Below are 12,961 nucleotides of genomic sequence, written 5' to 3'. Positions count from 1 at the left end.
CCGGGGCGGCCCCGTTCCCCGTCCAAGCCCTATCGCGTCGCGCCTTCCCCAGGGGGCAATGGTTGACGCGATCGGCCTTGGACCATAGGGACCGTGCCCGCGATGCTGGCTTTCATCATCAGACGTGTCGGACAGGCGGTCGCCGTGTTGTTCACGGTGGGGCTCGTCGCCTTCTGCATTTTCCGCTTCATGGGGGACCCGGTCGAGAATCTGCTCGGCCAGGAGGCGACCCAGGCGGACCGCGAAGCGTTGATCGAGCGCCTCGGCCTCGATGATCCGATCCCGGTGCAATATGTCCGCTTCGTCGGCAATGCCTTGCAGGGGGAGTTCGGGATTTCCTACCGGCTCGGCCGGCCGGTCTCCGAACTGATCGCGGAACGCCTGCCGGCAACCCTTGAACTCGCCATGGTTTCCGCGTTGTTCGCGCTGGTCTTCGGGGTGCTGTTCGGCGTCTATACGGGCATCAGGCGCGACGGCGTGCTCGCCAATATCGTCATGTCCGTCTCCCTGGTCGGGGTTTCGTTGCCGACCTTCCTGATCGGCATCCTGTTGATCTGGATCTTCGCGGTGGAACTCGGCTGGCTTCCTTCCTTCGGGCGGGGCGACACGGTGGCGATCACGGAGAATTGGGACAGTGTCCTGCTGACCGCCTCGGGGCTGAAGTCGTTGATCCTGCCGGGTATCACGCTCGGCCTCTATCAGATGACGCTGATCATGCGCCTCGTGCGCTCGGAGATGCTGGAGGTGCTGCGCACCGACTATATCCGCTTCGCCCGCGCGCGGGGCTTGCGGCGCCAGGCGATCTATTTCGGGCACGCGCTCAAGAACACGCTGGTCCCGGTCATCACGGTGACGGGGCTGCAACTCGGCTCCATCATCGCCTTCGCGATCATCACGGAGACGGTGTTCCAGTGGCCGGGGGTGGGGCTGCTTTTCGTGAACGCCATCTTCTTCGTCGATATCCCGGTGATGGCGGCCTATCTGCTGCTGGTCGGCACGGTTTTCGTCACCATCAATCTGATCGTCGATCTGCTCTATTTCGCGATCGACCCGCGGCTGCGGTTCGATGCGCCGGGCAAGGGGGCTTGAGGGAGACGCCATGACGGATCACGACGGCACCCGAACGCGGAACGGCGACGCGACCGGCGCGGAGGCGCTGGTGGCGGAGCCCAATTGGCTGAAGGACAAGGCGGTCCGCTTCCTGGACTCGGACGTCTATTTCTCCTTCAAGCGCTCGCCGGTGACGATCGTTGCCTTCTCCCTCGTCATGCTGTTGGTCCTGGGCGCCTTGTTAGGGCCGCTGATCGCGCCGCAGAACCCGCACGATCCGGCGCAACTGAACCTGATGGACGGCTTCACCCCGCCCTTCAGCGCCAATCAGTTCACCGGCAGTTTCTATCTGCTCGGCACCGACGATCAGGGGCGCGATATCTTCTCCGCCATTCTCTACGGCCTGCGCATCTCGCTCTTCGTCGGCGTCGTCTCGGTGCTGTTCGCGGGGGTGCTGGGGGTGACGCTCGGCCTCGTGTCGGGCTATTTCGGCGGGTGGATCGATACCCTCATCATGCGGATCGCGGATATCCAGCTCACCTTTCCCTCCATCCTGATCGCGATGTTGATTTTCGGCATCGCGCGCGGTCTCGTGCCGGTCGAGATGCGCAATGACGCGGCGCTCTATATCCTGATCCTGTCGATCGGCCTGTCCGAATGGGTGCAGTTCGCGCGCACCGTGCGCGGCGCCACCCTGGTCGAGCGGGAGAAGGAATATGTCCAGGCCGCGCGCCTGATCGGCCTGGGGCGCATCCCGATCATGGTGCGGCACGTCCTGCCGAACGTGATGGGGCCGGTGCTGGTGATCGGGACGATCGGCCTCGCGCTCGCCATCATCGCGGAGGCGACCTTGAGCTTCCTCGGCGTCGGCGCGCCGCCGACCACGCCATCGCTCGGCACGTTGATCCGGGTCGGGCAGGATTTCCTCTTCTCCGGTGAATGGTGGATCATCCTGTTTCCGTCGCTGACGCTTCTCGTGCTCGCGCTGTCGGTCAATCTGCTGGGCGATTGGCTGCGCGACGTCCTCAATCCGAAACTGCGCTAGCGCGGGAGGGACGCGCCATGATCGACCGACCGCTCTTGTCGATCCGCGATCTGGTGGTGGAGTTCACGACCCGTCGCGGCGTGCTGCGCCCGGTGGACGGTGTCGGCTTCGACATCGCGCGGGGCGAGATTCTGGGCGTCGTCGGGGAATCCGGCGCCGGCAAGTCGATGATGGGAAGCGCCGTCGTCGGGTTGATCGACCGGCCGGGGCGGATCGCCTCGGGCGCGGTGCTGCTGGATGGGGAGCCGATCCATCGTCTCTCCGAGGAAGCGATGCGGCGCATCCGGGGACGCCGCATCGGCATGGTTTTCCAGGACCCGCTGACCAGCCTCAACCCCCTGCTGCGGATCGGCGACCAGATCGTCGAGACCATCCGGACCCACCTTCCGGTGGGGGAGGCGGAGGCGCGCCGCCGGGCGATCGCCGCGCTGGACGAGGTCGGCATTCCCGCCGCCGCCCGGCGCATCGACAGCTATCCGCATGAGTTCTCCGGCGGCATGCGTCAGCGGGTGGTGATCGCCCTGGCGCTCGCCGCGGAGCCGGATCTCGTCATCGCGGACGAGCCGACGACGGCGCTCGACGTCTCCGTCCAGGCGCAGATCATCGCGCTGCTCAAGCGGCTGTGCCGGGAGCGCGGCGCCGCCGTCATGCTGATCACCCACGATATGGGCGTGATCGCGGAGGCGACGGACCGCGTTGCGGTGATGTATGCGGGCCGTCTGGCGGAGATCGGGCCGACGCCGGATGTCCTGACCCGTCCGAAGCATCCCTATACGGTCGGCCTGATGCGCTCCACGCCCTCGACGCTGGGCGCGGGGGGGCGGCTGCATCAGATTCCCGGTTCCATGCCGGGGCTGCGCGCGATCCCCAGCGGCTGCGCCTTTCATCCGCGTTGTCCCAAGGCGTTCGCGCGCTGCGACCGGGAGCGGCCGGACCCGATCCCGACGGCGGCGGGGGCCGTCGCCTGTTGGCTCTACGACCCGGAGGACCCCGCGCTTTCGGGGGCAGGCGAAGCGGAGGGGACGGCGACATGAGCGATCCCGGACCCTTCGTCAGCACGCGCGGCCTCGGCCGGGTCTTCGATGTCTCCAAGCCGTGGCTGAACCGGATGATCGAACGGGAGGAGAAGGTCTTCCTGACGGCGGCCGAGAACGTGACCTTCGATATCCCGCGTGGCGAGACCTTCGCCCTGGTCGGGGAATCCGGATCGGGCAAATCGACCATCGCCAAGATGATCGTCGGTCTGCTGCGGCCGAGTTCGGGGACGGTCACGGTGGATGGTGTCGACCTCTTCGCGCAGGGCGATCTGGCCGGGCAAACGGCCCTGCGCCGGCGCATTCAGATGATCTTCCAGGACCCCTATGCCAGCCTCAACCCGCGTTGGCGCGTCGGCGACATCATCGCCGAGCCGGTTAGGGCCTTCGGCTTGGAGGCGGACGCCCGCGCGATCAAGCGCCGCGTCGGCGAGTTGCTGGAGCAGGTCGGTCTCTCCGCCCTCGATGGCATAAAATATCCGCATGAATTCTCCGGCGGGCAGCGCCAGCGCATCTGCATCGCCCGGGCGCTCGCCTCCAAGCCGGAATTCATCGTCTGCGACGAGCCGACGAGCGCCCTCGACGTCTCGGTACAGAGCCAGGTGCTCAACCTGATGCGCGATCTGCAACGCGATCTGGGGCTCACCTATCTGATGATCAGCCACGATCTGTCCGTCGTGCGCTATATGGCGGATCACATCGGCGTCCTCTATCTCGGCCGTCTGGTGGAAACGGCGCCGCGCGCGGCGTTGTTCGACGCGCCACGCCATCCCTATACGCGCATGTTGCTGGACGCGGCGCCCCGGCTGGATGCCTTCGGTCGCACGGCGGAGACGGTGGTGGGGGAGATACCCGATCCGATCGACAGGCCGAGCGGCTGTCACTTCCACCCCCGCTGCACGCACAATGACGGTACCCGATGCGTGGGGGAGGCGCCGGAACGCCTCGACCTCGGGCGGGGCCGTGCCGTCGCCTGTCACGGCGTCGAGGAAGGACGTATCGGGGAGGGGCGGCCATAGGGGCCGCGCGACGGGTCATGCTGCATATCCGCCGTTTCCGTCCGGACGACGACGCGGCGGCGACCGCGCGTCTCTTCCATGCCAGCATCCGCGAGGGCGCCGTCGGGGCCTATTCCGAGGAACAGCTCGCCGCCTGGGCGCCGGCTCCGCCGGAGACGGCGGAATGGGCGGCGCGCCTGGGCAGCATGACCACGCTGATCGCGGTCGAGTTGGCGGCCTCGGACGATGAAGAGGATGGGGAGGGCGATCCGCTCGGTTTCATGAGCCTGACCGACGCGGGGCATATCGACCTTGCTTATGTCCGGCCGGATCGGTTCGGGACCGGCGTGTCGGATGCACTCTATAATGCGGTTTTGAGCGTTGCGCGAACGTCGGGGCTCCGCCGCCTGACGACGGATGCCAGTCATTTGGCACGGCGTTTCTTCGAGAAGCGGGGCTGGCATGTGCTGCGTGAGCAACGGCCGGTGCGCCATGGAATAGCGCTGACCAATTTCCGCATGGTCATCGACTTGGACGGGTAATACCGAATCTTGTTGATCACGACCCATGGGGACGTCCCTCCCGGGTTCTCGGCCAGGAGCGCATCGCCCGCGCCACCCTTCCCACCCGACCAAAGCCGAACGCGATCCGCATGGGGCGTGATCAGCAAGATTTGGTATAAGGGGAAAAGGGGCGGGATATCCCGTCGGATCCCGCCCCTTCGATCACCCTACATTGATTACCACTGATAGCGGGCGGCGGTTACCGTCGGCAGGTTGGCCGCGCGCCATGCCGTCACGCCGCCGCGATACCAATAGACATTGGTATAGCCCAGGACGACCGCGCGCCGCGCGGCGTTCCAGGAAAGCCAGCAACTCGAATCCTGGCAGAAGAATACGAGATACCGATCCATCTGGCCGCCCGTCAGGGTTTCCAAGGTATCGGCGAAGCGCTCCTCGCGCTCCGGCGTGAATATGTCGCCGGAAAGTCCGCCGCCTTTGACCCAGGCGGCGCCCGGGATGGTCGGATGCGGATCGCCGCCCAGCACGTCGACCAGGACCGGCGGCGTCGGTTGCTGAACGCGCAGCAGTAATTCGGACGTCAGAAGGGTCGTCGCGCCGGGCACCGTCATCGGCGTCGGGTGGTGATAGCTCTCGGACATATAGCCGTCCGGAGCGTTGATCCCCCAATCCTTGTCCTCCTGCGCGACGGGCGCGGGAGGCGGGTTCGCCGTGGCGAGCCTGTTGGCGGGAACATTGTGCGGCGCCGCGCACGCGGCGAGAAGGAACAGGGCGGGTATCGCGTGGAAGAGTCTCATTGAAACCCCCGAAATGGTTTGGCAAACGAAATAATTACTTCGGGTGCCGGCAGGATATTGCAAGTCCCTGCACGATCCGCGCTCGGGGCGGCGCGAAGAGAATGCGTTGGATGGTGGGTTAATCGGTGCGACGGACGGTGCATCCTGAGCGCCGCCCGCCGCCCGTTGCCTGCCGACGCTCTTTACCGCTTGCGGCAGAGCGTCAGCCCGTCGGCGATCGGCACCATGGAAAGGGAGACCCGCTCATCCTCCTTGAGGCGCGCGTTGAGGGCGCGGATCGCCTCGGTATCCTTATCCTTCTTCTCGGGATAGGCGACGGCGCCGTCCCAGAGGACATTGTCGATCATAATAAGCCCGCCGGGGCGCATCAGTTCCAGGCAGGCATCGTAGTAGGCCTGATAATTCGTCTTGTCGGCATCGATGAAGGCGATATCGAAGCTGTCCTGCTCCCCCGCTTCCAGCAGCGCGCTCAAGCTCTCCATCGCGGGTGCGATACGAAGGTCGATCTTGTCGGCGACGCCGGCTTCCTCCCAGTAACGGCGGCCGATCGCGGTCCATTCCTCGCTGACGTCGCAGGCGATGAGACGCCCGTCCGCCGGTAGGGCCATCGCGGTGGTCAGGGCGCTGTAGCCGGTGAAGGTTCCGATCTCGATCGCCCGGCGCGCGCCGGTCAATTCCACCATAAGGGCCATGAATTGGCCCTGTTCCGGCGCGATCTGCATCATGCGCAAGGGCAACTCGGCCGTCTCCTCGCGCAGGCGGCGTTGGATGTCGCTCTCCCGCAAGCTGACGGACAGAAGATAGGACTGAAGGGCCGGGTCGAGGCCGAGCGAACTTTTGGTCATGAGGGGGGAATCTCCTGAATCGACATAATCGACGGTCGGTGATGACGGCTTCCGACCGCGCGGGCGACCGCGCGGGCAGCCTCGCGCGGCCCGGCGGGATAGGCAAGCCACCGATCATGGTGTCAATTTCTTGCGTGAGAGTGGCGCGAATTTGGCATATATGGTAGCTATACCAAGCTTGGTGTCGAAGTATCTAGGAACCGAGGGACCGCACGATGGGTCAACATGGAACGGATGGCGTCATGTCCGGACGGCAGGGGCGGAGGCTCCGTGCAGAGGGCGGGACAGAGCGCGGGGCGAAGGGCGGGGCAGGGTGCATGCCGAACGCCGCCGCGCGGGCCGGGCGCGCTGTACTTTCCGCCCTGGCGCTCGCGACGCTCGCCGGATGTTCCGGGCTTGAGCATGATCCCTATTTCAATCCGGAACTCATGGTCCGCCAAGCGCCGATGGTCGCCGGAAACACCTATGACCGCCAAAATGCGCTGCAGATCATTTTTCCCGATTCGGAGCGGATCAATATCTCCTATGAATATGAGTTGGATGGGGAAGTGTCGATCGATGCGCCGGGCATGTTCGGCGGTTCGGGATGGCTCTATTACGATATACAGCCGTCGGTTCCCGCGCGCTTCGTCATCCTGCACCTGATCGAATCGGAGGAAGGGTACGAGATACCCCGGGGCGATACATTGCGGCTTGGCCAACGACGGTTCTACGCGCTCGACTACTGCATCTCGGGTTGGCATGGGGACGTGGAGGAAACGGCTGATATCGAGGTGGATCAAGCCGAACCGGACGGCGCCGAAACGGGTGGGGCTGAATCGGACCGGACCGCCGGAAGCGGGATCGGTCCAGACCCGCAGATCGTGCCCTATCTCCGCAAGATCGAGGAAGAGGGGTATCCGCTTTCGCGCGATATTTATGTGCGCCGGTTCATTCCGCGCAACGCTGATAGCGGTGGGCGGCGCACGGTGATCGTGGTCGTCCGGGACATCACGCGCGACGGCTATAGCTGCGAGCGTATCGGCGATATCCGGGCACCGGAGTCGGAGTCCATGACGGAGACCATTTCCAATTTCCAGAAGGACGCCTCCGGCAGCTTCGAGATCATGGGCTGAACCGAGCGCGCGTCCACCCTCACGCCGGCCTGCACGGCATGGTTCCATCCAGACCCCGTCTTGGCGCCGTCCAGGCGGTCGTCACGGTACTTTCGGTTCTACGTAAGAATCCTAGGTTCTGCCGTCTGGAACGGCTAAACTCCCTCGACTTGGCGGACGGTCCGACCTTGAGGGGGAGCGCTTTCGCGTGTTGATCTGCGTGGTCGATGATGATGCGATGTTGCGCGATGCGCTCGACGCCCTGTTGAGCGAGGCCGGCCACGAGGTGCGATGCGTGGCGGACGGGCTCGAGGCGTTGGATGTTCTGGAGGTGTGGCCCGCGGACCTTATTCTGTGCGATCTTCTGATGCCGGGGGCGGAAGGATTCGAGCTCCTGCGCACGGTTCGTCGCAAACGGCTGGGCATGTGGTTCATCATGATGTCCGGTGCCCAGGGTGAATTGGCCCACTTCTTGAACCATGCCCCGGTTCTCGGCGCCGACGCGACGATCAGAAAGCCGTTCAAGCCGAACGCATTGTTCGAGACGATCGAGACCGTGAGCCGGACGGACCGACCTTCCGGCATCGGTCATTCCGATGAGGAGCATGATGACGGGCAACAGTGATCAAACCGGCTCCGCCTACGCTGGTGTGTCTGGGTGGATCGAACGGCGGAATTCTTCCTCGGATCGGACCATGCATGATCTCAACAACGCGATGGCGAGCCTGTTGGCGAATCTCAGTCTCGGGCTTGAGAAGGTCGACGAGAACCACCCTGCGCGCGCGCGTCTCGCCGCGGCCAATCGCGCGGCCAACCGAATGCAGGAACTTCTTGCCGACTATGATCCCGATCGCTCGAAATAGCGGGGCGAGGGGGCCGTGCCGATCATACGTGCGGGCGGGTCGTCGTCCCGGGGTCAAGGGCGCGCGGGGCGCTCGTCGATCCATCCCGCCGCGATGCGGGGCCTGTCCCCTTCATCGGGAAGCGGCCGCGCCGCGTCGAGCAACGCGGCCTTAAGTTCCGGTGCCCGCCAGTCCGGGTGGTCGCTTTTCAGCCGCGCGGCCAGCCCGGCGGCGATCGGGACGGCGAAGCTCGACCCGGAAACCGGACGTTCCCGGCCGCTTGGGTCGCGGGCGATCAGATGTTCCGCCGGCAGACCGATATCCACCGCCCGCTTTCCCCAGTTCGAGCCGACCGCGATCCGCCCCCCTTCGGTCAGCGATGTAACGACGAGTAGATTGGGCAGATCGAATGCCGCCGGGAAGACCGGGGTGCGATCGATATCCCGCCCGTCATTGCCGGCCGAGACGATGAAAAGGATATCGGGATGCGCCTCGACCGCCCGCTTGAATGCCTCCCAGTCGCCCGGACTGTCACTCCCCATGGCCAGGGTCGCGATGGCGGTCCCCTGTTCCGCGAGAAACTCGACCAACGGTCCGAAGCGCGTCATGTCCGGGCGCGGATAGCGCAGCGGGATCAGCCGAACCGGCCCCGCGACGCGAAGCAGGATGTCCGCGACCAGCGTTCCATGGCGCCGCGCCACGAAGGGGGAGCCGGTCGCGTCCTGATCATAGGGTAGCGGATCGAGATCCCAGAAATCCCGGCCGATCAGCCGCCCCGTCGCATCCCGCGCCAGCCGCTTGGCGATATCCGGACGGTCATAGGCGATGCCGGAATCGATCACCGCGACCGTCACTCCCTTCGCGTCGACGCCTTCCGGCACCGGCGGGTTGAGCGGTTCCTCGCCGAGCGTCGTCACGAGGTCTGGGCCCACGATGCGCAGGCTCCGGGCAAGCCCATCGGTCCCATAGACGATCTCGCGCGCCTGGGCGGGGCTGCAATTGGGTGCGACGAACAGCGCGGCGGCGGGAACCGATGTGCCGGACGGCAGGGCGTGCCAGGATTCGATCGCGATGCGGGCGAGGTTCCCCGCGTTCAGTATTGCCTCCAGGCTATAGCGGGTATCGCTTCCCGGACGTTGCAGATAGAGACTCCGCACCGTCATGCCACCGCCCGCGGCCCGTTCCGGGTTGACGGCGGTCATCGCATCCGGAAACCGGGCGGTGAAATAGTCGGCGTGTGTGGGATCGCCGGTCTCGACCAGCGCGTCGCAGGCCGCGTCCATCATCGATTCAAGATGGGTGAAGGCCGTTCCGTCACCCGTTCCGGCGGCTCGTGCCGATGTCGCGGCGACGATGAGGAGGGAGAGGAACAGCAGGGCGAGACGGACGGACACGCGGATAGGCCGCCGGACCGGATCGCGTTTCATGACCATGGCGGTCAGTTACCGCTCTTGGCGGCCCGGGCCTCCAGCCGCTTGATATGATCGAGGCCCGGCATGATCTCGCTGATGCAGAATTCGATCCGTTGTTGCGGGCCGCCGGAATTCCGGTCGGGAAAGCGCTCCTGCCAGAGGTCGAGCTTGAGCGTGAGTCCGCACAGAACACCGCCCACCGTGACGTGATGCGCGGTGACCAGGTCGCGCACCTCCTTGAACCGCTCGGCCGAGATGTCCGTCCAGAAATCCTGCGTCTTGCGCTCGAAACTCTCGAACCGGCCGGTGATCGAGCCGGAGATGTCGGAGAGGTCGGCAACGATCGTGTCCAGGATTCGGTCCTGGGAACGATCATTGCGCACCTGCCAGCTCTGGCGGAGGTCGGCGACCCAGCCCAGGAAGGTGTTGAGCGTCGGAACGACCTCGTCGAGCTTGTCCTGGAAGAAAGCGAGGGAAAGGAAGACGTCGCCGTAATCCTCCACGAAACGCGGGATATCCTCCAGCGAGACATTCAGCTTCTCCGCCAGCATGGTGAGCCGGCGCAGCGCCTCTTCCTTATCCGGGTTGCGCAGCATGGCGCTGAGGTCGCCCGCATCCGCCACGTCCTTGGTATCCTGACCGTAGACATTCTTGATCAGCGGCGCCGTGAAGGCCTTCATCCGTTCGGTAAGTTCGGATTTCTTCGTGTCGGACAATTGCAGGTGCGTGTGCTCGTCGACCTGGATGCCCAGAGCGCGCAGGGATATTCGGCAGGAATAGACGTCGAAACTCGGAATACGAGCGAGCGCGCCGATCTTGTGGATATCGCTCTTGAAGGCGGCCTCGTTGGCCGTGGGGAAGAAGCCCGGCAGGTCGCGCAGCGTGACCTGGCCGCTGCCGCTGCCGCTCGCCTTGAACAGCTCGATCATGGTCTCGATCCGGTTGTTCTTGACGAGCCGCGCGCGTCGAAGCCCCGGCGTTTCGAGAGGCACGATGCATAGCGGCAATATATGCAGGCTGTCCCGTTCCTTGTCGGTGGGAACGAGCTCCGCTTGATCCGTCATCGTTTCGTGTCTTCCCGTTCGTTGAACCGCCTGGCGCCCCGCCCGCCGCACCGGGATTCTTGCTTGATCGTCACCTCGTTGAAGGAAAACGGCTAACCTGTATCATCGCATGGACGTCGAGAGTGGAAAACCGACCTGCACCCACGTCCTTATTAAACGGGAATGGATGAAGCGTTAACCTCCAAAAAAGGAATTTGAGGCATGATAGTACCTGAGAGAATACGGAGTTACGTGCGTTCGGGCGCGGTTCTCCGGCCATGGTAATCGTCGAACCGGCGACTTAATCGAACGAGCATCCTCATCATGACGCAATCCTCTCCCGGATCTCTTGGCAGAAAGCGCTTCCGCGCGGAGCGGGACTTGTCCCTCGACCCTTCCGTGCCATCGGTGTCCGCCGGCCCCGCCGCGCCGGAAAGGTCGCGCGCGCCTTTGGATGATGGCGACGAGACGGGGGATCGCGATCACGCCGACGGCGACGGTGCCGGCGTGCCCCGGTCCGCGGCGACGGGTGCCGAACTGGACGCCATCCGCGCGGAACTCGGCGAGATGCATTCGATGATGGGCAGGATTCTGCGGGCGACGACGGGGGAGGAGGCAAGCCCGGAGATGTCGGTGGGGCGCGCCGATTCGGGGGGCGATTCCGAATTGGCGGTTCGTATCGAGATCGCGCGCATGGTCAAGATGATCGGCAAGGCGAAGGCCGAGATCGCGCATATCAAGCATCCGGGCGCCGACAATAACCGGATGGAGGATGCGCGCAGCGAGCTTGACGCGATCATCCACGACACGGCGACCGCGACCGACGAGATCCTGGGCCAGGCGGAGGCTCAGATGGACCTCCTGACCCGTCTCGCGGGCACGATCGCCGGCGACACCGAGGCCGAGGCGCTGTGTTCCCGGATCGAGGCCGCGACGATCAAGATCATGGAGGCCTGCAATTTCCAGGACCTGACCGGCCAGCGGACCTCCAAGGTGATCGCTACGCTGCGCCATATCGAGGAACGGATCGTCGCGATGATCGGCATCTGGGGGATCGAGGCGTTCGAGGATCTGCCGATCCCGGAGATCGAGCGCGACGAGGATGCGGCGTTGTTGAACGGCCCCGCCCGCGCGGGTGAGGGAATCTCTCAGGCGGATATCGACGCGCTGTTCGACTAGCCCTATTCTCCCCGCTGATCGGCGGCGGGACCTTTTCCCGCGCCTTCGGCGAGGAAAGGCGGCGACGCGTGAAGACGATCTATACCGACGACCACAAGCTCCGGGACGCCAAGACGGAACTCTATGGCGGTACCCTCGTTCCCCCGTTCGAATGCCCGGAACGGATGGATTTCGTGCTGGAGCGGCTGGCCGCCGTGAAGCTCGGCCCGGTGGAGGCGCCGACGCGCCACGGCCTCGATCCCGTGCGCCGTATTCATGACGCCGACTATCTCGATTTCCTGGCCACCTGTTGGGAGGAATGGCAGGCCGCCGGTTTCGAGGGGGAGGCGATCGCGGCCAATTGGCCGGCGCGGCGCATGACCGGCCGGCGTCCGCGCCACATCGACGGCAAGATCGGCTATCACTCGCTCGCCTCCGAGACGGCGATCAGCGGCGGTACCTGGGAGGCCGCGCAGGCCAGCGCGGATGTCGCGCTTACCGCGCGCGCCGTCATCGCGGGGGGTGAGCGTGCCGCCTTCGCGCTCTGCCGGCCACCGGGGCATCACGCCACCGGCGACATGTTCGGCGGCTATTGCTTCCTCAACAACGCCGCCATCGCGGCCCAGGCCTTCCTGGACGACGGCGCGTCGCGCGTCGCGATCCTGGATGTCGACTTCCACCACGGCAACGGCACGCAGGATATCTTCTATGATCGCGGCGACGTTCTGTTCCTGTCGCTGCACGGCCAGCCAGAGGACGCCTTCCCCTATTTCTCCGGCTATGCCGACGAGACCGGCGCGGGCGCGGGCGAGGGCTTCACGGTCAATTATCCGATGCCCGAGGGCACGCCCTTCGAGCGCTGGTCCGAAGCGCTGGATGCCGCCTGTGGACGGATCGAGGATTACGGGCCGGATGCGCTGATCATCTCGCTCGGCGTCGATACCTTCGAGGAGGACCCGATCTCCTTCTTCAAGTTGAAGAGCGACGATTACCGGCGCTACGGGACGCGGATCGGGGCGCTCGGCCTGCCGACGCTCTTCGCGATGGAAGGCGGTTATGCCGTCGCCCAGGTCGGGGTCAACACGGTCAATGTCCTGGAGGGGTTCGAGGACGCCTGAGCCC

At 65.2% G+C, this 12,961-nt stretch carries 14 protein-coding genes; 10 read left to right on the top strand and 4 right to left on the bottom strand.

Annotation, left to right across the window (positions count from 1 at the left end; all coding sequences use genetic code 11):
• Positions 1-102: 102 nt before the first annotated feature.
• The 5 genes from KAJ83_RS07065 to KAJ83_RS07045 are packed head-to-tail and all read left to right on the top strand — an operon-like array spanning position 103 to position 4,669.
• Positions 103-1,089: an ABC transporter permease gene (locus KAJ83_RS07065; RefSeq protein WP_210681356.1), complete on the top strand. Its 987-nt coding sequence runs from the start codon at positions 103-105 to the stop codon at positions 1,087-1,089.
• A gap of 10 nt (positions 1,090-1,099) precedes the next feature.
• Complete coding sequence (locus KAJ83_RS07060) at positions 1,100-2,095, top strand: ABC transporter permease (protein WP_210681355.1); 996 nt, start codon at positions 1,100-1,102, stop codon at positions 2,093-2,095.
• 17 nt (positions 2,096-2,112) lie between these two features.
• Entirely contained in the window at positions 2,113-3,129 is a 1,017-nt protein-coding gene (locus tag KAJ83_RS07055; protein WP_210681354.1) for an ABC transporter ATP-binding protein, read from the top strand.
• Positions 3,126-4,148: an ABC transporter ATP-binding protein gene (locus KAJ83_RS07050; protein WP_210681353.1), complete on the top strand. Its 1,023-nt coding sequence runs from the start codon at positions 3,126-3,128 to the stop codon at positions 4,146-4,148. Before KAJ83_RS07055 ends, KAJ83_RS07050 begins: the two co-directional genes overlap by 4 nt.
• Before the next feature lie 17 nt (positions 4,149-4,165).
• Positions 4,166-4,669, top strand: coding sequence for a GNAT family N-acetyltransferase (locus tag KAJ83_RS07045; RefSeq protein ID WP_210681352.1), 504 nt, complete (start codon positions 4,166-4,168; stop codon positions 4,667-4,669).
• Between the two features lie 197 nt (positions 4,670-4,866).
• On the opposite strand, the gene KAJ83_RS07040 is transcribed toward KAJ83_RS07045, so the two are convergent.
• Together KAJ83_RS07040 and KAJ83_RS07035 are read right to left on the bottom strand one after the other, a co-directional pair.
• On the bottom strand, positions 4,867-5,445 hold the full coding sequence (locus KAJ83_RS07040; protein WP_210681351.1) for a rhodanese-like domain-containing protein: 579 nt from the start codon (positions 5,443-5,445) through the stop codon (positions 4,867-4,869).
• A gap of 182 nt (positions 5,446-5,627) precedes the next feature.
• Positions 5,628-6,290, bottom strand: a complete 663-nt coding sequence (locus KAJ83_RS07035; RefSeq protein ID WP_210681350.1) for a class I SAM-dependent methyltransferase — start codon at positions 6,288-6,290, stop codon at positions 5,628-5,630.
• 317 nt (positions 6,291-6,607) lie between these two features.
• Between KAJ83_RS07035 and KAJ83_RS07030 the strand changes: the two genes are divergently transcribed.
• The 3 genes from KAJ83_RS07030 (at position 6,608) to KAJ83_RS07020 (ending at position 8,247) form a co-directional block, all read left to right on the top strand.
• A complete protein-coding gene (locus tag KAJ83_RS07030) occupies positions 6,608-7,405 on the top strand; it encodes a hypothetical protein (RefSeq protein ID WP_210681349.1) in 798 nt (265 codons plus the stop codon).
• 187 nt (positions 7,406-7,592) lie between these two features.
• A complete protein-coding gene (locus KAJ83_RS07025) occupies positions 7,593-8,009 on the top strand; it encodes a response regulator (RefSeq protein ID WP_210681348.1) in 417 nt (138 codons plus the stop codon).
• 70 nt (positions 8,010-8,079) lie between these two features.
• Positions 8,080-8,247 carry a hypothetical protein gene (locus KAJ83_RS07020; RefSeq protein WP_210681347.1) on the top strand — a complete coding sequence of 56 codons (168 nt, stop codon included), beginning with the start codon at positions 8,080-8,082 and terminating at the stop codon, positions 8,245-8,247.
• Positions 8,248-8,300: 53 nt separating this feature from the next.
• Here KAJ83_RS07020 and KAJ83_RS07015 read toward each other — a convergent pair whose 3' ends face one another.
• Together KAJ83_RS07015 and KAJ83_RS07010 are read right to left on the bottom strand one after the other, a co-directional pair.
• Complete coding sequence (locus KAJ83_RS07015; protein WP_210681346.1) at positions 8,301-9,653, bottom strand: S8 family serine peptidase; 1,353 nt, start codon at positions 9,651-9,653, stop codon at positions 8,301-8,303.
• An 11-nt stretch (positions 9,654-9,664) separates the two neighbouring features.
• Entirely contained in the window at positions 9,665-10,702 is a 1,038-nt protein-coding gene (locus tag KAJ83_RS07010; protein WP_210681345.1) for a hypothetical protein, read from the bottom strand.
• Between the two features lie 429 nt (positions 10,703-11,131).
• Here KAJ83_RS07010 and KAJ83_RS07005 point away from each other — a divergent pair, with 429 nt between their 5' ends.
• Entirely contained in the window at positions 11,132-11,860 is a 729-nt protein-coding gene (locus tag KAJ83_RS07005) for a protein phosphatase CheZ (protein WP_210681344.1), read from the top strand.
• A gap of 68 nt (positions 11,861-11,928) precedes the next feature.
• Entirely contained in the window at positions 11,929-12,957 is a 1,029-nt protein-coding gene (locus KAJ83_RS07000; RefSeq protein WP_210681343.1) for a histone deacetylase family protein, read from the top strand.
• Positions 12,958-12,961 lie beyond the last annotated feature (4 nt).

Source organism: Marivibrio halodurans (assembly GCF_017963645.1).
Classification (GTDB): Bacteria; Pseudomonadota; Alphaproteobacteria; order UBA8366; family Aestuariispiraceae; genus Marivibrio; species Marivibrio halodurans.
Note: the sequence above shows the minus strand (reverse complement) of the source record. Positions and strands in the feature narration are given on the sequence as shown.